The organism is Methylobacillus methanolivorans (assembly GCF_054588515.1).
In genome coordinates, this window is the sequence record NZ_BAAILT010000002.1 from 363,191 (window position 1) to 386,752 (window position 23,562).

At 49.4% G+C, this 23,562-nt stretch carries 23 protein-coding genes, 3 tRNA genes and 1 other RNA gene; 11 read left to right on the forward strand and 16 right to left on the reverse strand.

Translation table 11 applies throughout. The features are described 5' to 3' along the window. Positions 1–41: 41 nt before the first annotated feature. The 4 genes from trpS to guaB form a co-directional block, all read right to left on the reverse strand. Complete coding sequence (gene trpS / locus LG202_RS03000) at positions 42–1,061, reverse strand: tryptophan--tRNA ligase (RefSeq protein WP_230346936.1); 1,020 nt, start codon at positions 1,059–1,061, stop codon at positions 42–44. A 59-nt stretch (positions 1,062–1,120) separates the two neighbouring features. Beyond that, entirely contained in the window at positions 1,121–2,701 is a 1,581-nt protein-coding gene (gene guaA, locus LG202_RS03005) for a glutamine-hydrolyzing GMP synthase (protein ID WP_230346937.1), read from the reverse strand. A gap of 63 nt (positions 2,702–2,764) precedes the next feature. Further along, positions 2,765–3,490, reverse strand: coding sequence for an SIMPL domain-containing protein (locus tag LG202_RS03010; RefSeq protein WP_230346938.1), 726 nt, complete (start codon positions 3,488–3,490; stop codon positions 2,765–2,767). Between the two features lie 14 nt (positions 3,491–3,504). Further along, the gene (gene guaB / locus LG202_RS03015) at positions 3,505–4,965 is read right to left on the reverse strand and encodes an IMP dehydrogenase (protein ID WP_230346939.1); all 1,461 of its coding nucleotides are present in this window, start codon (positions 4,963–4,965) and stop codon (positions 3,505–3,507) included. Between the two features lie 158 nt (positions 4,966–5,123). Between guaB and LG202_RS03020 the strand changes: the two genes are divergently transcribed. Beyond that, a complete protein-coding gene (locus LG202_RS03020) occupies positions 5,124–5,597 on the forward strand; it encodes a DUF4124 domain-containing protein (protein WP_230346940.1) in 474 nt (157 codons plus the stop codon). A gap of 32 nt (positions 5,598–5,629) precedes the next feature. On the opposite strand, the gene LG202_RS03025 is transcribed toward LG202_RS03020, so the two are convergent. Together LG202_RS03025 and LG202_RS03030 are read right to left on the reverse strand one after the other, a co-directional pair. Beyond that, positions 5,630–5,965, reverse strand: coding sequence for an RnfH family protein (locus LG202_RS03025; protein ID WP_230346941.1), 336 nt, complete (start codon positions 5,963–5,965; stop codon positions 5,630–5,632). Beyond that, the gene (locus LG202_RS03030) at positions 5,962–6,399 is read right to left on the reverse strand and encodes a type II toxin-antitoxin system RatA family toxin (RefSeq protein ID WP_230346942.1); all 438 of its coding nucleotides are present in this window, start codon (positions 6,397–6,399) and stop codon (positions 5,962–5,964) included. The genes LG202_RS03025 and LG202_RS03030 overlap by 4 nt, the downstream gene beginning before the upstream one ends. 144 nt (positions 6,400–6,543) lie before the next feature. Here LG202_RS03030 and smpB point away from each other — a divergent pair, with 144 nt between their 5' ends. Then, complete coding sequence (gene smpB / locus LG202_RS03035; protein ID WP_230346943.1) at positions 6,544–7,008, forward strand: SsrA-binding protein SmpB; 465 nt, start codon at positions 6,544–6,546, stop codon at positions 7,006–7,008. A gap of 108 nt (positions 7,009–7,116) precedes the next feature. After that, positions 7,117–7,557 carry a hemerythrin domain-containing protein gene (locus LG202_RS03040; protein WP_230346944.1) on the forward strand — a complete coding sequence of 147 codons (441 nt, stop codon included), beginning with the start codon at positions 7,117–7,119 and terminating at the stop codon, positions 7,555–7,557. A 7-nt stretch (positions 7,558–7,564) separates the two neighbouring features. Here LG202_RS03040 and LG202_RS03045 read toward each other — a convergent pair whose 3' ends face one another. Next, positions 7,565–8,095 carry a thermonuclease family protein gene (locus LG202_RS03045; RefSeq protein WP_230346945.1) on the reverse strand — a complete coding sequence of 177 codons (531 nt, stop codon included), beginning with the start codon at positions 8,093–8,095 and terminating at the stop codon, positions 7,565–7,567. Positions 8,096–8,273: 178 nt separating this feature from the next. Beyond that, a complete protein-coding gene (locus tag LG202_RS03050; RefSeq protein WP_459724647.1) occupies positions 8,274–8,567 on the reverse strand; it encodes a c-type cytochrome in 294 nt (97 codons plus the stop codon). 516 nt (positions 8,568–9,083) lie between these two features. On the opposite strand from LG202_RS03050, the gene glgX reads away from it, so the two are divergent. The 4 genes from glgX to infA all read left to right on the forward strand — a co-directional run bounded on the left by glgX (position 9,084) and on the right by infA (position 12,415). Next, positions 9,084–11,162: a glycogen debranching protein GlgX gene (gene glgX / locus LG202_RS03055; RefSeq protein WP_230346946.1), complete on the forward strand. Its 2,079-nt coding sequence runs from the start codon at positions 9,084–9,086 to the stop codon at positions 11,160–11,162. 184 nt (positions 11,163–11,346) lie between these two features. Next, positions 11,347–11,553, forward strand: a complete 207-nt coding sequence (locus LG202_RS03060; RefSeq protein ID WP_230346947.1) for a cold-shock protein — start codon at positions 11,347–11,349, stop codon at positions 11,551–11,553. Between the two features lie 333 nt (positions 11,554–11,886). After that, positions 11,887–12,132 carry a hypothetical protein gene (locus LG202_RS03065; protein WP_230346948.1) on the forward strand — a complete coding sequence of 82 codons (246 nt, stop codon included), beginning with the start codon at positions 11,887–11,889 and terminating at the stop codon, positions 12,130–12,132. 19 nt (positions 12,133–12,151) lie between these two features. Next, a complete protein-coding gene (gene infA, locus LG202_RS03070) occupies positions 12,152–12,415 on the forward strand; it encodes a translation initiation factor IF-1 (protein ID WP_230346949.1) in 264 nt (87 codons plus the stop codon). 122 nt (positions 12,416–12,537) lie between these two features. Here the strand turns inward: infA and ssrA are convergent. The 3 genes from ssrA to LG202_RS03085 all read right to left on the reverse strand — a co-directional run bounded on the left by ssrA (position 12,538) and on the right by LG202_RS03085 (position 17,467). Continuing rightward, positions 12,538–12,898: a transfer-messenger RNA gene (ssrA, locus tag LG202_RS03075) on the reverse strand. A gap of 155 nt (positions 12,899–13,053) precedes the next feature. Then, positions 13,054–15,267, reverse strand: a complete 2,214-nt coding sequence (locus tag LG202_RS03080; RefSeq protein ID WP_230346950.1) for an EAL domain-containing protein — start codon at positions 15,265–15,267, stop codon at positions 13,054–13,056. A gap of 10 nt (positions 15,268–15,277) precedes the next feature. Continuing rightward, a complete protein-coding gene (locus LG202_RS03085; protein WP_230346951.1) occupies positions 15,278–17,467 on the reverse strand; it encodes an HDOD domain-containing protein in 2,190 nt (729 codons plus the stop codon). Positions 17,468–17,950: 483 nt separating this feature from the next. On the opposite strand from LG202_RS03085, the gene LG202_RS03090 reads away from it, so the two are divergent. Next, positions 17,951–18,316: a thioredoxin family protein gene (locus tag LG202_RS03090; RefSeq protein ID WP_230346952.1), complete on the forward strand. Its 366-nt coding sequence runs from the start codon at positions 17,951–17,953 to the stop codon at positions 18,314–18,316. A gap of 55 nt (positions 18,317–18,371) precedes the next feature. Here the strand turns inward: LG202_RS03090 and LG202_RS03095 are convergent, their stop codons facing one another. Beyond that, complete coding sequence (locus tag LG202_RS03095) at positions 18,372–18,911, reverse strand: peroxiredoxin (RefSeq protein WP_230346953.1); 540 nt, start codon at positions 18,909–18,911, stop codon at positions 18,372–18,374. A 184-nt stretch (positions 18,912–19,095) separates the two neighbouring features. Here LG202_RS03095 and LG202_RS03100 point away from each other — a divergent pair. From LG202_RS03100 to LG202_RS03110, 3 genes are all read left to right on the forward strand, one after another. Further along, positions 19,096–19,171: transfer RNA gene (locus LG202_RS03100), tRNA-Val, on the forward strand. A 61-nt stretch (positions 19,172–19,232) separates the two neighbouring features. After that, positions 19,233–19,309: transfer RNA gene (locus LG202_RS03105), tRNA-Asp, on the forward strand. Positions 19,310–19,419: 110 nt separating this feature from the next. Further along, positions 19,420–19,806: a surface-adhesin E family protein gene (locus tag LG202_RS03110; protein ID WP_230346954.1), complete on the forward strand. Its 387-nt coding sequence runs from the start codon at positions 19,420–19,422 to the stop codon at positions 19,804–19,806. Between the two features lie 39 nt (positions 19,807–19,845). Here the strand turns inward: LG202_RS03110 and LG202_RS03115 are convergent. The 4 genes from LG202_RS03115 to LG202_RS03130 form a co-directional block, all read right to left on the reverse strand. Next, a tRNA-Arg gene (locus LG202_RS03115) sits at positions 19,846–19,920 on the reverse strand. 87 nt (positions 19,921–20,007) lie between these two features. Beyond that, positions 20,008–21,564, reverse strand: a complete 1,557-nt coding sequence (gene ahpF / locus LG202_RS03120) for an alkyl hydroperoxide reductase subunit F (protein ID WP_230346955.1) — start codon at positions 21,562–21,564, stop codon at positions 20,008–20,010. An 88-nt stretch (positions 21,565–21,652) separates the two neighbouring features. Further along, positions 21,653–22,222 carry an alkyl hydroperoxide reductase subunit C gene (gene ahpC / locus LG202_RS03125; RefSeq protein ID WP_230346956.1) on the reverse strand — a complete coding sequence of 190 codons (570 nt, stop codon included), beginning with the start codon at positions 22,220–22,222 and terminating at the stop codon, positions 21,653–21,655. Positions 22,223–22,319: 97 nt separating this feature from the next. Continuing rightward, positions 22,320–23,510, reverse strand: coding sequence for a GGDEF domain-containing protein (locus LG202_RS03130; RefSeq protein ID WP_230346957.1), 1,191 nt, complete (start codon positions 23,508–23,510; stop codon positions 22,320–22,322). Positions 23,511–23,562 lie beyond the last annotated feature (52 nt).

A 23,562-nucleotide genomic window follows, 5' to 3' on the forward strand; every position in this document is an offset into this window, starting at 1 on the left:
CCGGGCGTTTTTGTTTACAAGAGAGCAAGTCTGTTTCGGTGTTAAAAGTAATTCAACCCCAAGGCAGCCTTGACCTCATCCATGGTGTTGGCTGCGACCTCACGCGCTTGTTCGGTACCTTCGCGCAGTAATTGCAGAATGTAGCCCTTGTCTTCAGCGAGTTCGGCACGACGCGTACGGATAGGTTCCAGCATTTCCTGCAATACCGCCTCCAAGCGCTTTTTCACAATGCTGTCGGCGAGGCCTCCGCGCATGTAATGGGCTTTGAGTTCAGCCACTGCAGCCTTGTCGGTATCGAAGGCATCGAGGTAGGTGAACGCGATGTTGCCTTCTACATGGCCTGGGTCTTCAATCTTGAGGTGTAGCGGATCGGTGTAGACTTTCTTCACTGCTTTGCTGACTTCATCAGCGCTAGCGCCAAGATTGATGACGTTACCGAGTGACTTGCTCATCTTGGCTTTGCCATCAATGCCGGGTAGGCGGCCGATTTCTGGCACCAGGGCCTTGGTTTCCACCAGGATTTCTGCCTTGGTGCTGGGGTTCTTATACTGGCGGTTGAAGCGACGGACGATCTCGTTGGTCTGCTCGATCATCGGGATCTGGTCTTCACCCACCGGCACCAGGGTTGCCTTGAAAGCAGTGATGTCTGCAGCCTGGCTCACGGGGTAAGTCAGGAAGCCAGCAGGGATGTCGCGCTCGAAATCACGCAGGCGGATTTCCTCCTTCACCGTCGGGTTGCGCTCCAGGCGTGCAACAGTCACCAGGTTGAGGTAATAGAACGCCAACTCGGTAAGCTCGGGCACTTGCGATTGGATGAAAATCGTCGAGAGCTTGGGATCAATGCCGACAGCGAGATAATCCAATGCCACCTCAATAACATTGCGGTGCACCTTGTCAATGTCGTCCATATTATCGGTGAGGGCCTGTGCATCAGCCAGCATGACATATTGCTTGTATTCATGCTGGTAATGCACGCGATTACGCAGGCTGCCAACGAAATGGCCTAAATGCAGCGGGCCGGTAGGGCGATCGCCGGTGAGGATAATGGATTTTGTGCTCATCGTTTTGTTCTCGGTTTTCTGAAGCTAGGCAAGCAGGCGTGGGTGGCGATGTGTAGCCATTACTCCCATTCGATGGTTGCTGGTGGCTTGCCAGAGATGTCGTATACCACGCGGTTGATACCACGTACTTCATTGATAATGCGGTTGGATACCTTGCCCAGCAGGTCGTAAGGCAGTTCAGCCCAGTGTGCAGTCATGAAATCAGTGGTGACAACAGCACGCAGCGCGACTACATAATCATAGGTGCGGCCATCGCCCATTACGCCTACGGACTTGACTGGCAGGAACACGGCGAAAGCTTGTGAAGTCTTGTCGTACCAGGATTTGCCATCGGCATCCTTGGTGTTGCGCAGCTCTTCGATGAATATATGGTCAGCACGGCGCAGCAGATCAGCGTATTCACGCTTTACCTCACCCAGGATACGTACCCCAAGGCCAGGGCCAGGGAAGGGGTGACGGTAGACCATCTCGTGTGGCAGGCCAAGCGCTACACCCAGTTCGCGTACTTCGTCCTTGAATAGTTCGCGCAATGGTTCCAGCAATTGCAGCTTCAAGGTATCAGGCAGGCCGCCTACGTTGTGATGGCTCTTGATGGTGTGGGCTTTCTTGGTCTTGGCACCGGCGGATTCAATCACATCGGGATAAATCGTGCCTTGGGCCAGCCACTTGGCTTGTGCTAGTTTTGCGGATTCTTGCTGGAATACTTCTACAAATTCACGACCAATGATTTTTCGCTTGGCTTCCGGGTCGCTGACTCCAGCCAGGTCACCGAGGAATTTTGCACTGGCATCGACGTGGATCACCTTGACGCCAAGGTTCTTGGCGAAGGTTTCCATCACTTGCTCGGCTTCATTAAGACGCAATAGGCCGTTATCAACGAATACACAGGTCAACTGGTCGCCAATCGCACGGTGGATCAGGGCCGCAGCCACTGAGGAATCAACACCGCCGGAAAGTCCGAGGATGACTTCGTCACTGCCTACTTCATCACGGATGCGTTGTACGGCGGTTGCCACGTAATCTGGCATATTCCAGCTTTGGTCGCAGCCACAGATGCCGTGTACGAATTGGTTGAGCAGAGCCTTGCCTTGCTTGGTATGAGTCACTTCTGGGTGGAACTGCACGGCATAGAAGCGGCGGCTTTCATCCGCCATGCCTGCAATCGGGGTGGAGCTGTTGCTGGCAATGATCTTGAAGCCTTCCGGCAAGGCTGTGACCTTGTCGCCATGGCTCATCCAGACATCCAGCAGGCCGTGACCTTCTGCATTGCTTTTGTCCTGAATATCCTTGAGCAAGGCAGAGTGGCCCTGGGCACGGATTTCGGCATAGCCAAATTCACGCTTGGCTGCATTTTCCACTGAGCCTCCAAGTTGGGCTGCCATGGTTTGCATGCCATAGCAAATGCCTAATACGGGTACGCCCAGCTCAAACACGCTGTGTGGTGCACGAGGTGTTTCATCCTCGTAAACCGAGTTAGGGCCGCCGGAAAGAATGACGCCAGCTGGGTTGAATTCACGGATGAAATCATCGCTGACATCCCATGAATGCAACTCACAGTAGACATTTGCCTCGCGGATGCGGCGGGCAATCAGTTGGGTGTATTGGGAGCCAAAATCAAGAATCAGAATTTTTTGTTGCATGGAAGCTCAAGCGCGGGAATAAGGTTGAAAGGAAACAGCCAAGTAGCATCGGCTCACTTGGCATCAGTCGGAAAGGTAGTACTCTACCGTGGATACTACACGGACTTTTTTGATGTGCTGGGTGCCAGCATCACGATTTTCAATGCTGAACGTGCCCTGGTTTGCACGCTTGATCTTGCCCAGTGTGCTGTCAGAATCCTTGGCGAACTTGTTGGCTGATTCACGCGCACTCTTGGTGGCTTCTTCAATCATGGCAGGCTTGATGTCGTTCAGCTTGCTGTAAATGAATTGCGTGTTGTAGCTATCGCCTGCAATCGGGATGCCTTGTTGCCCCAGTTCGGAGACCTTGATCATGGTGTCTCTCACCTTGTCGACCTGGCTGGAGTACACCGTAATGGTGGAGCTGGCAGTATAGCGGTATTTGGAATTGGCACCGGCGTCGCCGTATTCGCGAGCCTGCTTGTCTACAACAGAAGGTGCAGAAATGCTCGCTTCGTCAGCATTGAAGCCGTTGCTTTTCAGGAAGGCGAGTACACTGGCGTTCTTGTTCTGGATGTTCTGGTACAAGGCACTGAGGTCATTATCTGCAATGCTGAAGGTAATCGGCCAGATTGCAATATCAGCCTTCACCTCGCGCTCGGAAAGTCCCTTGACTTCCACAGTGCGCTCAAGTTGCTTGATTTGCAGTGCGCTGTGAGAAAGTTGGTAGCCGAGACCACACAGCCCCGCGAACAGCAAGACACCAAGAATGGTATAAGCGGGGATGGATGTGGTCTTTTCGGTTGCCATGGCTTTCTCAGTGCTTAGTCGACGCGATAGTTAGGCGCTTCTTTGGTGATTTGTACATCATGCACATGGGATTCACGCATCCCGGCGGCGGTGATTTGTACAAATTCCGCTTTGTTACGCATTTCATCAATAGTGCTGCAGCCGACATAACCCATGGAGGCGCGCAAGCCACCCATCAATTGATGAATTACGGCCAGGACACTGCCTTTGTATGGCACACGGCCTTCGATACCTTCAGGCACCAGCTTGTCGGCATTGCCATTGTTGTCCTGGAAGTAGCGGTCGCTGGAGCCTTTTTCCATGGCGCCGATGGAGCCCATGCCGCGGTAGGACTTGTAGGAGCGGCCCTGGAACAGCTCGATCTCGCCAGGCGCTTCTTCAGTACCGGCAAACATGCCACCCAGCATGACAGAGTATGCACCTGCTGCAATTGCCTTGGAGATGTCGCCAGAGAAGCGGATACCGCCATCGGCAATGAATGGCACACCAGTGCCACGCAAGGCTTCTTCAACATTGCTGACTGCCGTTATTTGTGGCACGCCAACACCGGCTACGATTCGGGTAGTACAGATGGAGCCAGGACCAATACCTACCTTGACGCCATCGGCACCAGCATCAACCAATGCCTTGGCCGCGCTGGCAGTGGCGATGTTGCCGCCAATGACTTGTACTTGCGGGAAGTTCTTCTTGACCCAGTTGACACGATCAAGCACGCCTTGGGAATGGCCATGGGCGGTATCAACCACGATCACGTCTACACCGGCTTCTGCCAATGCAGCTACGCGTTCTTCCGTGCCTTCGCCTACACCAACAGCAGCACCAACGCGCAGGCGACCTTGTTCATCCTTGCAGGCATTAGGATGGTCGCTGGATTTCTGAATATCCTTGACGGTAATCAGGCCCTTTAGCTCAAAGGCATCGTTGATGACCAATACACGCTCCAGGCGGTGCTTATGCAGCAGTGCAGTGGCTTCTTCCAGGCTTGCACCTTCACGCACAGTCACCAGACGTTCGCGCGGCGTCATGATGTTGGAGATGGCTTGGTCAAGATTGGTCTCGAAGCGTAGGTCACGGTTAGTGACGATACCTACGACATTTTTGCCGTCCACGACCGGTAAGCCGGAAATCTTGTGGCGACGAGTCAATGCCAAGACATCACGCACAGTGAGGTGTGGCTGGATAGTCACCGGGTCATTGACGACACCAGATTCGAAACGCTTCACGCGGGAAACGTGCGCAGCCTGGTCGGCAATGGTCATGTTCTTGTGAACAATCCCCATGCCACCTTCCTGAGCCAAGGCAATGGCCAGTGGGGCTTCCGTCACGGTATCCATGGCGGCAGAAATCAAGGGGATATTGAGAGTGATCGAACGGGTAAGTTTGGTAGCGAGGCTTACTTCGCGGGGCAGCACGTTGGAGTGTGCGGGAACCAGTAAAACATCGTCAAAAGTAAGCGCTTGTTGCAACAGACGCATAGAATATCTTTCCGGCAAAAGGCAATTATACCGGGTAGTGTGGCAACGGTAAATCTCCCTGATATTTTGCCGATAATGGAGTGGGTGTAGTCGTTTTTATTGACGGCGCTGATGAAGCTGCTTAGTGTGTGACGGGATTGTTATGGTTCGGGGGAGGCATGAATAAAACGCGATGGCTGGCATGTGGCATGTTGCTTATATTGCCGTGGATGGCTGATGCCCAGGTATACAAGTGGAAGGACAACAAGGGGGTGACCCTCTATGCTGATTCTCCACCACCGGGCAATATTCCTTATGAGGTGGTTGATAATGTACGTTCTGCGCCTAAAACCACTTCAGCTCCCGCTGCTGGCGCTGACTCGCAGGCAATGCGGAACGCCGCCGCCTTGCGTCGCCAAATAGATGCTGAGCAGGAACGGCGCAACGATGACAAGAAAAAATCTGAAGAGGATGCCAGGCGTATTAACTGCCAGAATGCCAAGGCCAACTACCAGAACTTCAAGATAGGCGGGCGCATTTACAAGATGAACGCTCAGGGTGAGCGGGAGTATCTTGGCGACGAAGATATACAGCAAGGCCTGGAAGATGCGACCAAGGAAGTGAAGCAGTATTGTACTGGTGAGGATAATTGATAGCGTTGCTATTAAGCTCGCTACATCAGGCACTAACGCGTTCTGATTGAAACTGGCGGGGCTTTGCGCTGTATTTTCCTGGCGGTAGCAGTTTGCTTCGCTCGGTTGCGTCTTGCCAATTTGGGGTCGGCTTGTAATGGGCGATAAATTTCAAGCCTGTCGCCCGGCTGCAATACGGTATCTGCTGTCACAGGCTCACTAAATATCCCCAATTTGCTCGCTCGTATATCCAAGCCGGGAAAATGCTCACTGATCCCGGATTGTAGCGCGGCCTCAAGTGCAGTGGTGCCAGGCTCTACCTCAATAAGCAATATCAGTTGTTTTTCCGGCAAGGCATAAGCCACTTCAATCGAAAATCTGCTACTCATGGCGATAGGGGCTGAAGGTCAGCTTGCTGCACAAAGGCTTCGACAAACGTATTGGCAATGTGGCTAAACACAGGCGCAATCAATCGATCCAGTAGGGAGCTGGAGAATTCATAGTGCAATGTGAATTCTACCTTGCAGGCATCCTCGGCTAGTGGGGTAAAGCGCCAGAAGCCTTCAAGGTGCCTGAATGGCCCGCTTTTTAGCTGAATCTTCATGTCTGTCGGGAATGTCTTGAGGTTTTCTGTGGTGAAATTCTGTTTGATGCCGTGATAGTCAATATGCAATGTAGCTTCAGTCACCACTTCATCCTGACGGTGCAGATCCACGCCGCCACACCAAGGTAGAAAGCTTGGATAAGCCTTCACATTGTCTACCAAGTGAAACATGCGCTCCACCGAGTGTCCCACCAAGACTGTTTTTTCAACCTGTGCCATTCGTGTTGCGATCTAGAGTAAAATGCCAATTTTAAGTCATATTTTCCCGATACTAGCAAAATATGCCGCGAATTGACTTTATGTCGTATCGCTAGCAAGCACGCGCCGCGGAACCTTGACCTCATCATTTAAGTCATTAATACCATGAGCATTGCCCAGAACAAAAAAGCCTTTCACGATTATTTCATCGAAGAAAAATACGAAGCCGGGATTGTGCTGGAAGGCTGGGAAGTGAAGGCGATCCGTGAAAATCGCATCCAGCTAAAAGAGGCCTACGTCATTATCCAGCGCGGCGAAATTTACCTGATTGGCTGCCATGTGACCCCGCTGGGCTCAGCTTCTACCCATGTACGTCCTGATGCCATCCGCACGCGCAAGTTGCTGTTGCATTCTGAACAGATTGTCAAATTGATCGGCAAGGTCGAGCGTGCAGGCTATACCCTGGTGCCGCTGGATATGCATTACACGCGTGGTCGAATCAAGGTGCAGATTGGTCTTGCCAAGGGTAAAAAACAATACGACAAGCGTCATACCGAGAAAGAAAAAGACTGGAAGCGTGAGCAGGGTTCGTTGATGAAGAAATACGTCAAGACCCAAGTTGGCTCCTGATCCTCAAGCTCCTAAGAATTATCCGACAATCATTCTAGATAGGCGCTGACTGGCTGCCAGCTGGTTCCCTGATAAGGTGTTGCTGACACATTCCTCAGGGGTAAGCACATGAATATCTTCGAAGCCTTGCGACAAAGCCATGATCGCCAACGCGAGCTGCTGGAGCAATTGGTTGCTACTAGCGGTGATACCCCTGAGCGCAAAGCGTTATTCCAGGAAATACAAGTTGAGTTGGCTGCGCATGAGAGGGCAGAAGAGCGACATTTCTATCGCCCCATCATGCTGGATGACAATGGAATCGAGCCGTCGCGCCATGGTATTGCTGAGCATCATGAAATTGACGAAATTCTAGAGTTGCTGAATGAGACAGAGCTTTCTTCTCCAGCATGGCTGGTACATGCCAAGGAGTTGCACCACAAGGTGTTACATCATTTAGAAGAGGAAGAGCGCAAATTTTTCCAAATGGCAGGCAAGATACTCAGTCAGCAGGAAAAGCAGCAGCTCTCAACCAAATACCTGCACGATTATCAGGATGCGCTGACGCAGTAAAGCTTGGTCATGGCCGTGAGCGACGATATTGCCACGGCGGTGTCGGCTTGGCATCTTGCCATAATCCCAGCTTGTCACGCTGGGCCTGATATTCTGCCTGGGCATAGCGTGAGCGATCTTCTGGCTCCTGCTCGCGCTCAAAATATGTATAGTGCCAAGCCATGCCTTTCTGGATTTGCTGTAAGTTGATATCTATTCCGTTATAAACCACCTTGCCGATGATGCGACCATAATCATCCCGCTTGTTCCATTCCACCGTGACATACTTGCCATTGATGGCGCGATTAAGCGCTACTCGTGATTGCTTGCCATAGGCCTGTGTTTTTTCGGGGGCGTCTATGCCAAGTAACCTGATCCTGTGCTGGCTCTTGTTGACCATGATGGTCACGGTGTCGCCATCTGCAATATGGATGACTTTGCCAGTCAGGGTTTCAGCTCTGATGTCGAAACTGAACAGTACGATCGACAATGTCATCAATAGGGTGCTGAATAAGCCGGGCTTGGGGTAGTGTAGGTAACGTGAGGTGGCAGAGTTCATGACTGAATTATTGCGTGCAATGAAGGATGATGTCCACCAAGCCCTGGATGATGAGCGATGCCTAACTTGATTTATCGGCAATCAGTGAGTGAATGCCAGAGGAAAGCGATATTTATGGACGGAGCAACAACAGCCACTGATCGCTGAAGTACCAGTGACTGTAGCTGTTGGAAGCTGATTACAGTGTCAATATCCACTCAACGATGGTTTTAATGTCTTCATCTTTGACGTGGGAGTTTGGTGGCATTGGCATATCACCCCATGTACCACTACCGCCCGCTTTAATCTTGGCTACAAGTTTGGCTTCTGCGCCTTTGTCATTTTTGTATTTGGCCGCGACATCCTTATAAGAAGGCCCCAGCACTTTCTTATCGACATTATGGCAAGCAAAGCAGCCACTCTTTTTTGCCAGAGTCTGGCCCGCATTTGCCTCAGCTGCATGGACAGCAGTGGAAAGCATGGCATGCGCCATGATTCCGGCCAATATAAATTTCTTCATCATTACCTTTCTCCAAATGTTTTTATTCAAAACTTTCATGTCCTACCTAGCGTGAAAAACCATTTTCTAGGCAGCGTCAAATAATAGAGGCAAGAGCTGGCTTGATGAATGTGGCAAATTGTCACAGCGCTTAACAGGCATGTGATATGGAATAGGCTTTATAACTTGGTATGGCTTGAGCTTGAGGCCAATGTTGAGTGTTGTTGATTTGCAGCCTGGATAACTAATCAATGCTTCAGAATCGTCTGACACGCAAACCAGACATTCCCTGATTCATGGTATTGGCTGATGAGTCGTATGGTGTATTCATCATGATGATAGGGGACGGTCATGTTCAAATTCAGCCTCACGGAAATTGCCATTTTGTTCGTTGCTATGTTGTGGCTCTCTTACAATTTTCTTGCGTTATAGGCGGGTATTTTGGCTTTTGCTAGCCGAGATTGAGTTTATTTCACTATATGCAGCCCTGATCATGAGGCAATCCACAATATGACAACTGTATTAAAAGAAGGCAAACCCTATCCACGTGGTGCATATTTTGATGGGAAGGGGGTGAATTTTGCCCTGTTTTCAGATCATGCTACCAACGTTACGCTCTGCTTGTTTGATCAACACGGTGACGCAGAAACCGAGCGAATTACCCTCAAAGAATGCACCAATGGAGTCTGGCATGGGTATGTGGAAGGATTGCAGCCGGGGCAAGTCTATGGCTATCGGGTAGATGGTCTCTGGGCGCCAGCGGATGGCCTGCGTTTCAATCACAATAAACTCCTGCTGGATCCATACGCCCGAAAACTGAGCGGCCAGTTGCAATGGAATGACGCTCTATATGGATACACGATTAACGACGATCCCGATGCAGACTTGCATATGGATGAGCGCGATAGTGCCAAGTTTATGCCTAAAGCAGTCGTGGTTAATCCAGATATCTTGGTCAAATCTGCCAAACCGGACATCCGTTGGCCTAGAACCATTATTTATGAAGCCCATGTACGTGGCCTGACAATGCAGCATCCCTTGATCCCTGGCGATATTCGCGGGACGTTTGCGGCGCTTAGCGATTCCGCCATGATTAGCCATTTGCAACGTATTGGCATTACCGCTATTGAGCTTATGCCTGTGCATGCTTTCGTTCATGATCGCCATTTGCAAGAGCGGCAATTATCGAATTATTGGGGATACAACACCTTAGCGTATTTTGCGCCAGAGCCTGCATACTTGAGTTCCGGCGCACTTGAGGAAATTGCCAAAACGGTTGATACCCTGCATGAGGCTGGCATAGAGGTGATTCTTGATGTCGTTTATAACCATACCTGTGAAGGCAATCACCTGGGGCCCACACTATGCTGGAAAGGCATAGACAATCTCAGCTACTACCGCGAGCTTCCGGGTAACCCACGCTACTACGATAATCTGACAGGGTGTGGCAATGCCCTGAATACCTCGCATCCCAAGGTCATGCAGATGATCATGGATAGTTTGAGGCTATGGGCCTCGGTATACGGTATTGATGGCTTCCGCTTCGACTTGGCACTGACCTTGGGCCGGAATGAAAACGGCTTTAACCGAGATCACGCCTTGTTTCATGCGATGCTGCAAGACCCTGTACTCACTCGGTGCAAGTTAATTGCCGAGCCGTGGGATGTAGGGCCCGGTGGTTTCCAGCTGGGCTCTTTTCCCCCGGGTTTTTCAGAATGGAATGGTGATTATCGCGATGTCACACGCGAGTTCTGGACAGGCAAGGAGGGTATGCTGTCACGCTTCGCAAGCCGCTTTGCAGCTTCTAGCGATTTGTTTAATGACCAACATCGTCGACCATGGTCTAGTGTCAATTTCATCACGGCGCATGATGGATTCACATTGCATGACTTGGTTTCTTACAATGACAAGCACAATGAAGCTAACGGTGAAAATAACCAGGATGGCGCGAATGACAACCATAGCTGGAATGGCGGTGCAGAAGGGGAAACCGAGCAGCAAGAGATACTGGATTTGAGAGCCCGGCAAAAACGAAACTTCCTTGCTACCTTGTTTATGTCGCAAGGTATCCCGATGCTGCTTGCCGGCGATGAGCTTAATAATAGCCAGCAGGGTAACAATAATACTTACTGTCAAGATAATGAGCTAGGCTGGATCAATTGGCATAAAGCAGGAGATGGATTGATTGATTTTGTCGGTGAGCTTGCACAATTGCGTAAGCATCATAGTGCCATCTCGCGCGCAGAATTCGTCACTGGTAAGTTGAATGAGCAAGGAAACTCAGACATTGCTTGGTTCAATGTCAACGGCGAGCCCATGAGCAATGAACAGTGGAACGATCCACAGAACAAGGCAATGACGGTCAAGTTTGTACCGCCAGATAAAACTGGCTGCGCTATTCTTGTTATGCTTAATGCTTCCCATGTAACAGTACCTGCGCGTTTGCCATATTGCGATACCTATGATTGGACCTTGATGCTGGATACCACACTGAACCCGATCCAGAATCAAGAAGCAGATCAGTTAATCTTGGAGCCGCGATCTGTCTATATTTATGAGGGGCAGTTGATTCGGCAGGAAAGGCCCTGAGATAGCTGATTGATTCTTACTTTTCTCATCTACCCATGGGTTTCATATGAAGATTTGGGCAATGATGTGGCAAGCAGAAAACAATTTATCAATAAATGGGATATTTCTGAATAAAATCGGCTAACTAGCTCATATTGGTGTAATATGCTAGATCGCATATATAGAAATAGAATTGGAATACAACGTGGCAACAGGTATTGTAAAGTGGTTTAACGATGCAAAAGGTTTTGGCTTCATTACCCCTGATGAAGGCGGTGCTGATCTTTTTGCTCACTTCTCTGCTATTCAAGGTGAAGGCGGCTACAGAAGCTTGGCTGAAAACCAGCGTGTAAGCTTTGATGTCATCGACGGACCAAAGGGCAAGCAAGCAGGCAATATTAAGCCTGCTTAATATAAAGCTTTAAGCTGTCTTGAAAAGCCCGGCATGCCGGGCTTTTTTATATTCACCAACAAAGCACAATTAAATAAATTCGACATTATTGTGATAACCCCGTAGACTTACCCCATTAAGTTGTGCTTTTCCTCTGATATTGTCTGAATATGTTGCGCTAAGTTTGCAGCAACACCCCACCGTTTCCAAATGAAGTCTTTGTTGGTGGACACACTTTTCCTAGTGGCACGCCTAATAATGGTCGGCACCAATCCGTCCACCATACTTTGCTGCTGATGCAGCACAGCCTCCTAATTGAAATAGTGGCCTTTTGAGGCTACGCGAGATTAATGAATGAGTTTACAAGTGCCGCAGTCATTTACTGCAGGGCGATATGTTATTACGCCCATTTCCCAAGCCATAGGTAATGGGAAGTTTTCGTCTGTCATTCTGGTTCGTAGTGGGCAGGGTACTACTACACATTCCAGGATTTTTAGCTTTACATCTGAATTCAACTCTATTGAAAAAGCGATAGACCATGGTGTGTTAAGAGCGCAGCAGTGGTTAAATAATCAGCAGATATTTGCATCAAAAAATTAAGATAAGGTGAAGGAAAAATATGGCAAAAGAAGAATTGATCGAAATGCAGGGAAAAGTCGACGAAGTTTTACCAGATTCACGCTTTAAAGTAACGCTGGAAAATGGACACACCCTCATTACCTATACTGCAGGAAAAATGCGGAAAAACCATATCCGTATTTTGGCAGGTGATAAAGTCACTGTCGAACTTTCACCTTACGATTTAGGCAAAGGGCGCATTATATTTCGACATATCGAAGCCTCAGCACGCGGCCCGCAGCCAGCAAGAAGGTCTTTCCGTTAATTCTTGCAATAGAGCAATTTATTGCTACAAAGTCGCTTAAGCGGCTCAAATAAAAAACCCGGTAAATCCTTAAGATTTACCGGGTTTTTTTGTGCTGTTCTATATCACATTGAACAGGTATTTGGTGGAGCCGGCGGGAATCGAACCCGCGTCCGCAAGCCCTCCACAGACAGTTCTACATACTTAGCTGTGTTGTTTGATTTAACCTGATGCTCACCAACGAGCAAGCAAACAGCAGGCGAGTTACCTTGGATTTAATGTTGCATTAAGTAACCCAATGCAACACGATCCTCTCTAAATGACGCTGCTGCGGTTACCCGCCCGGCCGAGAGGCTCTCCGGTGCAGCGTCCAGCCGGGATTAAGCGGCTAGAGCGTAAGTTTCGTCGTTTGCGACTATACTTGTTCTAGTTTATTTACGAGGTGACTAGGCCTCGGTATGCCCTGCGCTGCTTTGCAACCCACGTCGAAACCTGGTCGGCCCCTGATGGTATAAAGCTATTGTTATGACTCACCTTGAAAACGAAAGTTCTCAATAGAGCCAAGAGTTGGATTATAACCTTTTCGCAGACTCCTCGCCTGCATTTTGGTAGGTGGAGGCTGCATTGTTAATTATCAAGTGGCTGGGATGTGTTGGTGGTTAATGCTGGCTGATGAGTAGGCTGTTGGGTTCGCCATTCTTTTGAAACAGGTTGGCTTGGTGCTTGAGTAGATTGGTGATGCTGTGAGCTGGCAGTGGTTTGCTGAATAGGAATCCCTGCATTTTGTTGCAACCCATTCTATGCAGTGTTTTCATTTGCTGCAGGGTTTCTACACCTTCTGCGATGAGGTCAAGTTTGAAGCCTTTTGCAATGCCAGAAATGGCGGTGATGATGGGGACGCTTTCATCGTGGCTATTGATATCGCCGACGAATGATTTATCGATTTTGATGTTGTGGATCGGGAATTGCCTGAGGTAGGAGAGGGATGAGTAGCAGGTGCCAAAGTCATCAAGGGCAATTTTGATACCTTGCTTGCCCAGTGCCTTGAGCTTGGCAACAGTATTTTCCAGGTCCCTGACCAAGAGATTTTCGGTAATCTCAATTTCAAAAAACTCGGGTTTGAGCTGCTGGGCCTGGATGTAATCCAGCGTTTTTGTGACGAAACTTTCTTCTTCGACCAGTTGCGGAGAGATGTTGATGGCTAGCCTGAAGCTTAATAATCCTGCTTGATCCCATATCTGCATCTGTTTGCATGCTTCTTCTAACAGTATGTCGCTCAGCGAGAAAATCAAGCCGGTTTCTTCAGCAAGGGGAATGAATTCGGTTGGCGAGATGATGCCTAGTTCTGGGTGATGCCAGCGGGCTAGCGCTTCTAGGCCAATGATTTTGCGGGTTTCTACATCTACCTGGGGTTGGTAGTGCAAGATGATTTGTTTTTTCTCAATCGCGCGCCTGAGCTCGTTCTCCATAGAAAGCTTTTTATGGAACATGGCATTCATGCTGGCTTCATAATATTGATAGCCGTTTTTGCCGCGCCATTTAACGTGATACATGGCGATATCTGCGCTTTTGATGAGCGTTTCAATCGAGTCGCCATGGTCTGGGTATAGCGCAATGCCGATGCTGGAAGAAATAAAGATTTCACGCTCATCCAGCAGGAAAGGGCGCTTGAGCTCTTCTACAATCTTGGCTGCCACCAGACTGGCATCTTCGGGTTGTTGCAAGTCATGCAGTAGCAGCGTGAACTCGTCGCCCCCCATGCGAGCCAAGGTATCTTGTGCACGTAGGCAGCCTGAAAGCCGCTGGGCGACGTGCTTAAGCAATTCATCACCGTAAAAATGCCCCAAGGTATCGTTAACCCATTTGAAGCGATCCAGATCCAGAAACATGATGGCGAGTTGCTGCTGATTACGTTTGGCATGATTCAATGCCACGTTGAGCCGATCTTTGAATAGCGCGCGGTTGGGGAGACCTGTCAGGGTATCGTGATATGCCTGGCGCGTGATAACTTCTTCTACTTTTTTACGATCACTGATATCACGAGCTACGCCATAAGTGCCGCTGAAAGGCGTGCCTGATTCATGTGTGCCAGCGTAAGTGCCAGTGGCGTTAAGGACGACAGTAATGAAGTTGATTTCAAAGTGGCGTACTTCGGTTTCTTTATCCTTGCATTTCAAGCGTAGCTCAATATTACGTGTGGCACGGTTGCCGGTGCGGCGTTCATTGAAGGCATAGGACGCGCGGTCAAAGTCATCGCTATAAATGATTTCAGTATAGTGCTTACCGATCAGCGACTCCCGTCTGTAACCAAGCAAGGTTTCCACACGATGATTAATAAAGGTAAAGCGACCATTGTCATCCAGGGTGTAAATGATATCTGGCGAACTGTTGACCAAATAGCGATAGAGATTTTCAGATTCTTCCAGCCTAGCGTGAATGCTGCGATTCTGGGTTTCCAGGCGAGATTTTTCTATCGCGTTTTCAATAGTATGCAGCAATTCTTCGGGCTGGTAAGGCTTGCGGATGAAGTCGTAAGCCCCCAAGCGCATGGCTTCAATAGCAGCATTCAGCGTTTTAGTACCACTGATGACAATCACCGGTGGTGGCGATGTGTGGGTGGCAAGCTCGGTTAGGACATCAAAGCCATTCATATTGGGCATTGAGAGGTCGAGCAACATCAAGTCAAACTTGATATCCATGACCAGTTGTAATGCATCTTCGCCCGAGGAGCATATTTCAGCGTTATAACCATGCAGTTGCAGCAATTGTTGCAGGCTTTGTGCCAGTCGCTCGTTATCATCAACAATCAGTACATTGGGCCTGGACATGAGTTTGTTCACGATGTGCTGGGAGTTTGAATGTTGAGCGGCCATGAAGTTTGCCTTAGTTGATCAGTGCTGCTTGCGAGCTGGCTTGTATGGGCAGGCGAATATCAAAGCTGGTTCCTGCACTTGAAGTTCTGCAGGCAATGCTGCCACATAGGCCTTTGATCAGATCATGGCTGATGGATAGCCCGATGCCACTATGTTTGCCGCCCTTGGTGGTTTCCACGGGGGTGAAGATTTTGCTCAGCACGCTGTCAGGAATGCCAGGACCTGTGTCACTAACCTGAATCAGGATGCCTTGACCTGCATCAGACTGGCTTTCCATGAAGGTGGCAATGCTGAGCTTGCCACCACGTTCCATGGCTTCTGCTGCATTACGGATCAGGTTAACGAGTACTTGGCGCAACTGATAGGGGATAGTCGTGATCTTGGGTAAGCCGGAAGATAGATTGAGCGTGACTTCAACGCCAGCAGGCTGCAAGTACGTTTGTCGGTGTAGCGCGACGATATCCTGAATTAATTGGTTGACGTCCGTACTAGCGGCAATATGGTCTTGTTCATTCGAGTAAAGATTGCCAATCAAAGAGCCGACACGGTCAATTTCTTCGTTGACGATGGCAATATCACGATTAGGCATGCCATTGAGCAGCATTTTTTGTTCAAGGATAGCGAGGTAGTTCTTGATGGTGGATAAAGGTGTGCTGGTTTCATGAACAAAACGCTTAAGGCGCTCTTCATGTACGGCAGCTTCAAGTTCAGGTTCGCTTTGCTGTTGTTCAGGTATAAGCCTGGAAGCGACAATTCTTGCCAATGCCGATTGCACATTGAGCTGTTGTTTTGCGATCAGGAATTCTGGCTGGTTCAGTGCAAATACCATGACGCCGACGATGGTGTCTTTGGCAAACATTGGGAAGCACAGAATGCCATCTACCTCGCATAACCGCATGATCTGCTGATCTGGTAATGATGGCTTGAAACCTTCAAATGCTTGAAAGCTGTGGCAGTGTGCTTTTTTGATCCAAGCTGCTGTGATGATGCTGGTGGCAGGTTTGATGGGGAGCTTGAAGCTCTCTACCCATTCTTGGCCTTCAGCAATCGATTTGCCAGCAAGATGTTGTCCTGTCTCGTCTGGTGTAAACAGAATGACTTGTTTTGCATTGCAAAGTAGTCTTGAGAGTTTTGATAGCAACTCAAAAAATCCATCTGCTTGATCTTCTTGATTGCAGGTGGATTCAATGTGGTTGATCAAGGCAGTATCTATAACGCCTTTCACCAATTTATTGGTACTGGAAGACGAGGCAGCACGAGTTGGGGTGAAGTTTTTGCTCAATGCCTGCACGAGTGCTTCGATATCAGGCTCATGTTTGTCCCAATTGTGTTGGCTGGTGTGCGCCGTACCAATATTGATGCCAAGTGAGTCTGACAAGATATGCACTTGGGATACGGCCAGACTCATGATCTCATTGATCACAGAGCTATCAAGCTCGAACCATTTGTTTGCCAATATCAGCGCCGATTGTCGTTCTGACCTGCGTTCTGTTAGCAATAGATTCGCAAGGTAGACAATCTTGACTAAAGCAGGCGTATGCTCAACCTGGGCGGCAGGCAAGTGGTGATATGCCACTGCATCTTCAAGAAACGATTTGATATTCCAATCTCGAATGATCCAGGCACCGAGTTCACAATGGTCAATACCAAAATGTGCGACTTCACTTTCCATATAGCCAGGTAGCGAGTCATCGATGGCAAAGAAAGGGGGATATTTGTTCTTGAAGCCTGCAAGTAAGCCCAGCCTGCCAATATTATGCAATAGGCCTGCAACATAGGCCTCATCTGGTGATGCTGCGCCAGTACGCGCTGCTAGGGATTTTGCGATGACGGCACAGCGTAGCGAGTGATACCAATAATGTTCAATGTCCAGATTGCTCTGTTCATAGTAATCGTTGAACATGCGTTGGCAGATAATGCTGAGCGTCAGCATTTTGACCATGTCCCAACCTAGGATGATGATGCCCGTACGTATAGACAGCACAGGGTGGCGATCACGGCGATAGGCTGCGGAATTGGCTACTTCCAGCACGCGAGCGCTGATGACCACATCCATTTCGATCAGGTTGGCCAATTGCTCTAGGCCAGAGTTCTCGTCCTGCAGCGTTTCCAGCAACTTGGTGAGGATTTGCGGAACGGAAGGTAATGCGCTGATCGTGGCATTATTCAGAACAATTTGAGCTCCTGCTGCACTGCACATTCTCTAAACATTCCCCATTCGGTGTTTGCATAGTAGGCCGTCGACTTGTTGCAGGCTTAAATTATTGGTTATGGGTGCCTGACTTATTTCACTCATTACAAACCATATAGGCAGTAGAGCTCAAAGGCCTTATACCATTAAAGGTTAATTAAGGTTATCAATAAATCAATTTTGCATCATTGTTAATAAAGTACTTTAACATTGCCTTGCAAGATAGTTAATACTTTTTTGCAACAAACCTCGGGGGTACCGTAAGTAACGGCGGCGGCTGGGGTTTATTTAGTATCGCGATTAATTTTTTTCATTCTACGGTCTTGTATGACGATAACATGAAGGCTGGAGTTGGTTCTTTTTCGGTCAAAACACTCTGCTAATGACGGGAGGTTTTGACATTGATCGTCAGTTGGAGGGGCTCTAGACTGTAGTAGCGACGGCGTGTCGCATGAGGCCACAACAACGATGAAGTAGAACCGAGGAGTCATCATGGCAGTACAGCATTTAAACAAAAGCAATTTCAAGCAAACGATAGAAGGCAATGCGTTTGTGATCGTGGATTTTTGGGCTCCTTGGTGCGAGCCCTGTGTTTCTTTTACGCCTACTTTTGAAGCAGTATCAGAGGCCCATCCTGACATTGTATTTGCCATGGTCAATATTGATGAAGACCCTGAGATTAGCAATTATTTCAATGTGAAGCAGATTCCTGCGGTGATGCCGATTCGGAATCAAGTGGTTGTGGATGCGCAAGTGGGTGAAATGAGTCAGGGCGAACTAGAAAGCGCCCTCAAGAGCTGGGGAGAGTTTGATATGGGCGAGATCAATCGCCATTTTGACGAAAAGGCTTCAGCATAAATTAAGGTGACATGTAATGTAAGAAACGCCGGGAAGCCCCGGCGTTTTTTTATGGCTATTGAGATGCTTTGAGTTGTTTTAAGTCGTCAATGATCTCTTGCGAGTGACGTGATGTGTCAACACTGAGATAAGCCTTGGCGATATTGCCTTTGGGGTCAATCAGGAAAGTGTAGCGTTTAGCGATCTTGATAATGCCAAGATTAGTCAGCGCACCATAACTATCTGCTACTTTTCCATCAATGTCAGATAGTAGTGGAAACGGAAGATTGTATTTTTCCGCAAATTTCGCGTGCGAATCGGAGTCGTCTACACTGATGCCCACAACTTTTGCACCGAGTTTTTCCAGTTGGAACAAATCATCCCGAAAGCTGCATGCTTCCTTGGTGCATCCTGGAGTGTCATCCTTAGGATAAAAGTACAGCACCAGCCATTGCCCAGCATAATCGGTAAGACGATGTTGTTCTTTCTTTGCATCTGGCAAATGAAAGCTGGGAGCAGGGGAACCTGGCTTGGGTGTCGAGGCTGCGTGTACGGAGCGGAAAGCGATCAAGGCGATTAAGCCCAATATCATCACGACCGAAAAAATTTTTAGCATGGGTTCTCCTGACTGATTGCCTGAAAATCATAGCAAGTGATTGAAATTGAATGACATCAGTATAACTTAGCAAATCGCTTGACTGGCGTGGCATGCAGAGCGATTTAAAAAAATGCAAAAAATCTATGCAGACCTCTTCCCAAATCAAAAAAATGCTGTAGAATGCCGCTCCTCAGTCAGGCACGGGTGATTAGCTCAGTTGGTAGAGCGTCGCCCTTACAAGGCGAATGTCGGCGGTTCGACCCCGTCATCACCCACCATCCCTTGCCTGATGAGAAAAGCAGTAAAGCCATCAGAGATGACAACCTGATGCAGAGTCATGGAGCGGTAGTTCAGTTGGTTAGAATACCGGCCTGTCACGCCGGGGGTCGCGGGTTCGAGCCCCGTCCGCTCCGCCAGAAAAAGCGAACCTTCGGGTTCGCTTTTTTATTTTCTCTGCGGCATTTGACTGATATGTCTACCTCCTGTTTTGTTGCATCATCAAACAAACGATCAGGAGTGTACGCACATGTATCCATTCATCATCTTGTCAGCTGCAATACTGTTGGCCCCAAGCTCTGTTTCTGCAACAGAGTGGGAGTCGTTAGTGAAGAAAGCTGATACCGAGCTGTTGGTTGATCTTGATTCCTACGACGAAAAGGGCGCTTATTCATCAATTCTTGCCAAGCGTGAAACACACGGCAAGCAAACTATTGCAAAACAGACCAAGCTGGAGTTTGATTGCAGTAAACAGACTTATCGCACATTAGCAACGGCAACATTTGATGCCAAAGGTAAGCTATTGAGTCAGACTGCGGGGATGAGGGATTTTCAGTCGCTGCAACAGGATGATGATGCAAAAATGATCGCTGGACTTGTTTGCCAAGTCAGGCGGATGGTCAATCCGTCATCTTAATAGGATGTTGTAGCAGGAGTTTTTGCGAGTAATTGGAGTTGGCGTCCCCGTCAGGACTCGAACCTGAAACTGACCCTTAGGAGGGGCCGGTGATATCCGTTTCACCACGAGGACATCCAAGGGCGCTATTCTACCTTTTAAGGCGCTTGAGCGGTACTGTTTCACGCGATTTTTGGCTGGAGAAACAGTACCGGGGCGGGTTTAGTGGCGAATCAGGTGTTCGAATGCGCCGAGTGCGGCTTTGGAACCCTCACCCATGGCGATGATGATTTGCTTGAAGGGAACGGTAGTGACGTCACCTGCGGCAAATACGCCTGGTTCTGAGGTTTGGCCTTTGTCATCCACTTCAATTTCACCGAATTTGCTCAAGGTGATTGTGTCCTTGATCCAATCAGTATTGGGCACTAAGCCGATCTGGATGAACACTGCAGCCAAGTCGACCCGGTGTGATTCGCCGGTTTGCCGATTGGTATAAGTCAGGCCGTCAACTTTTTCTCCATCACCATTGATCTCGGTGGTTTGTGCACCAGTGATGACAGTGACATTCGGTAGGCTGAACAGTTTCTTCTGCAATACGGCATCGGCACGTAGTTCTCCGTTGAATTCGATCAAGGTGACATCCTTGACGATGCCAGCAAGGTCAATCGCCGCCTCAACACCAGAATTGCCGCCGCCGATGACAGCTACGCTTCTGCCCTTGAACAATGGGCCGTCGCAGTGAGGGCAGTAGGCCACGCCGCGTCCACGGTATTCTTTTTCCCCGGGGACGTTGATTTCCCTCCAGCGTGCGCCAGTGGCGATGATGACGGACTTGGCTTTGAGTACAGCGCCGCTTTCGAGCTTAACCTCGTTGAAGCCGCCATTCTCATGCGCCGGCACCAAGGCTGCTGCACGTTGCAGATTCATAATGTCGACATCGTAGCTTTTAACGTGTTCTTCCAATGCTGCAGCCAGTTTAGGCCCGTCGGTTTCCTTGACTGAGATGAAATTCTCAATCGCCATGGTATCCATGACCTGCCCGCCGAAACGGTCGGCAACTACGCCAGTGCGTATGCCTTTGCGGGCGGAATAGATGGCTGCCGATGCGCCTGCTGGGCCGCCGCCGACGATCAAGACGTCGAACGGTTCCTTGGCCGAGAGTTTTTCGGCTTCTTTCTTGATTGCACCGGTGTCGATCTTGTTGAGGATTTCCTGAACGCCCATACGTCCATGGCCGAACTCCTGACCATTGAGGAAGATCGTAGGCACGGCCATGATCTTGCGCTCGTCCACTTCCTTCTGAAACAACGCACCGTCGATCATGACGTGGCGGATGTTCGGGTTGATCGCAGCCATGAGGTTGATGGCCTGTACCACCTCGGGACAGTTGTGACAGCTTAACGAGATGTAGGTCTCGAAATTGAATTCGCCTTCAAGGTTGCGGATTTGCTCGATGATTTCTGGCTCGGCCTTGGGCGGATGACCGCCTACCTGCAACAACGCCAACACAAGCGAGGTGAATTCATGTCCCATGGGAAGCCCGGCAAAGCGTATGCCGAGGTTTTTTCCTGGGCTGTTCAAGCTGAAAGAGGGCTTGCGTTGCGTGACATCATCACTTTGCTGGACGGTAATGTGCGCAGACAGGCTCTTGAGGTCGTTCAGCAACTCCAGCAGCTCGCGGGATTTATCGCCGCTATCTACAGAAGCGGTGATTTCGATAGGCTGGGTGAGTTTTTCGAAATAAGCCTTTAATTGTGTCTTGATGTTTGCGTCCAACATGATGTGCTCTCAATCTTGTATTGATAGTGCTACAAAAAGTGCCCGGGCAGATAGGCAGGGAGTTTGTGTTTGCCCGGGCCGTTACTGCTTAGATCTTGCCAACGAGGTCGAGGGAAGGAGCCAATGTAGCTTCGCCTTCTTTCCACTTGGCTGGGCATACTTCACCTGGGTGAGTGGCAACGTATTGTGCCGCCTTGATCTTGCGTACCAGGTCAGCAGCGTCGCGGCCAATGCCTTCTGCGGTGACTTCAATCGCCTGGATGACGCCATTGGGGTCGATGATGAAGGTGCCACGGTCAGCCAAGCCTTCTGCTTCGCGCAATACGCCGAAGTTGCGTGTCACAGTCGCTGTCGGGTCGCCGATCATGGGGAACTTGATCTTGCGGATGGTATCCGAAGCATCGTGCCACGCCTTGTGGGTGAAGTGGGTGTCAGTGGATACGGAGTAAACTTCAACACCCAATTTTTGCAGTTCGTCGTAGTTGTCAGCGATGTCGCCAAGCTCTGTTGGGCAAACAAAAGTGAAGTCGGCAGGGTAAAACACCACGGCAGCCCATTTGCCCTTGAGGTCGGCTTCAGTCACGGTGACGAATTCACCGTTATGAAAAGCAGTTGCCTTGAATGGCTTGATTTCGGTGTTGATGAGGGATGTTGTCATTGCAATCTCCTAGGGTGTTGAAATAGTGAGATTGCAGTGTAGGGATTTTATTTAAATAAATAAAATTGATTGTTTAAATTTATTTAATAAGTAATTTTTATTGATTTTGGCGGTCAGCTTCGATGTTGTATTGCAGCATGCAGTTTCTTCCTGCTGCCTTGGCTGCATATAGCGCAGTATCGGCACGATGGAGCATCGCTTCCCAGCTTGTCGCGAGATCAATATGGGGGTTCCAGGTATAGAGCCCCAGGCTGCAAGTGACTTGGCGATTGTCGCAAGCTGGGTGGCGCAGGTTGCGCATAGCTTCCAGCACGCGGTCTCCCAATGCGATGGCTTCCTCTGTTGTGGTATGCGGACAGAGAATGCAGAGTTCTTCACCACCGTATCGTCCGATGATGTCAGTGTTGCGGCAGGTGTTACTCAAAGTCAGTGCCACGCTGCGTAATACTTTATCGCCGACGTCGTGCCCGTAGGTGTCATTGACCAATTTGAAATGATCCAGGTCGAGCATGAAGATGCTGATAGGCTTTTGGTAACGTAGAGCAAGGTCTACTTCACGGCGTCCAAGGTTGACCAGTGCACGGCGGTTATAAAGCTTGGTCAGTTCGTCATGCGAGGCGAGGTGCTCTTTTTCAAGGATGATGGATTCGAAATACATCAAGAGCAAGCCAAGGGAACCCAGCAGGTTACACCACATGGGGATCAGGTAGAGCCCGAATACGTTGATAGGGTCATGGCTTTGTGGTGCAAGGTCAATGCCGCCGCTGATCGCGAGGATACCGCGCAGGATGAAATCAGCGGCGGCTAGTGTATAGGCGATGATGACGAGGCTATTGGCAAAGGATAGCCGGATGCCCCTTGCCTTGACGACCTCAACCACATTGAGGAACATCAACGCGGCGAGCATGAGAGAGAACAGCAGGGTGCGTATGCCTACTGTTAATTGCAGCAAAATGCTCAGGCTATAGGCAATGAAAAAGCCCAGGATCAGGTACCAGCCAATATGAGCAGGGTGCTTGCCGAAGAATGCCTGCGTTCCCCACCATTTTGCTGTCATTGCAGCGATCATGAGTGTAGAGCCAGTGATGAGCGGCAAATGACCAAACTTTGAAATACTGAAGGCAGTGAGCGTGGAGCCAAAGATGCTCAGTAAGCCGGAAAGTGCCCAATAGCGGGTGGAGCGTTCAGTCGGGGCGAGAAAATACAGGCCACCCATGATGATGGCAATGCACAACTGGCTGATTGCATAAGCAATATTGGCTGTATATGAATTCCACAACGAATCCAAACGGTTGCTCCCTCAGGTCAATCAGTCAGTGGGCACAGCTTATTGATGGCAT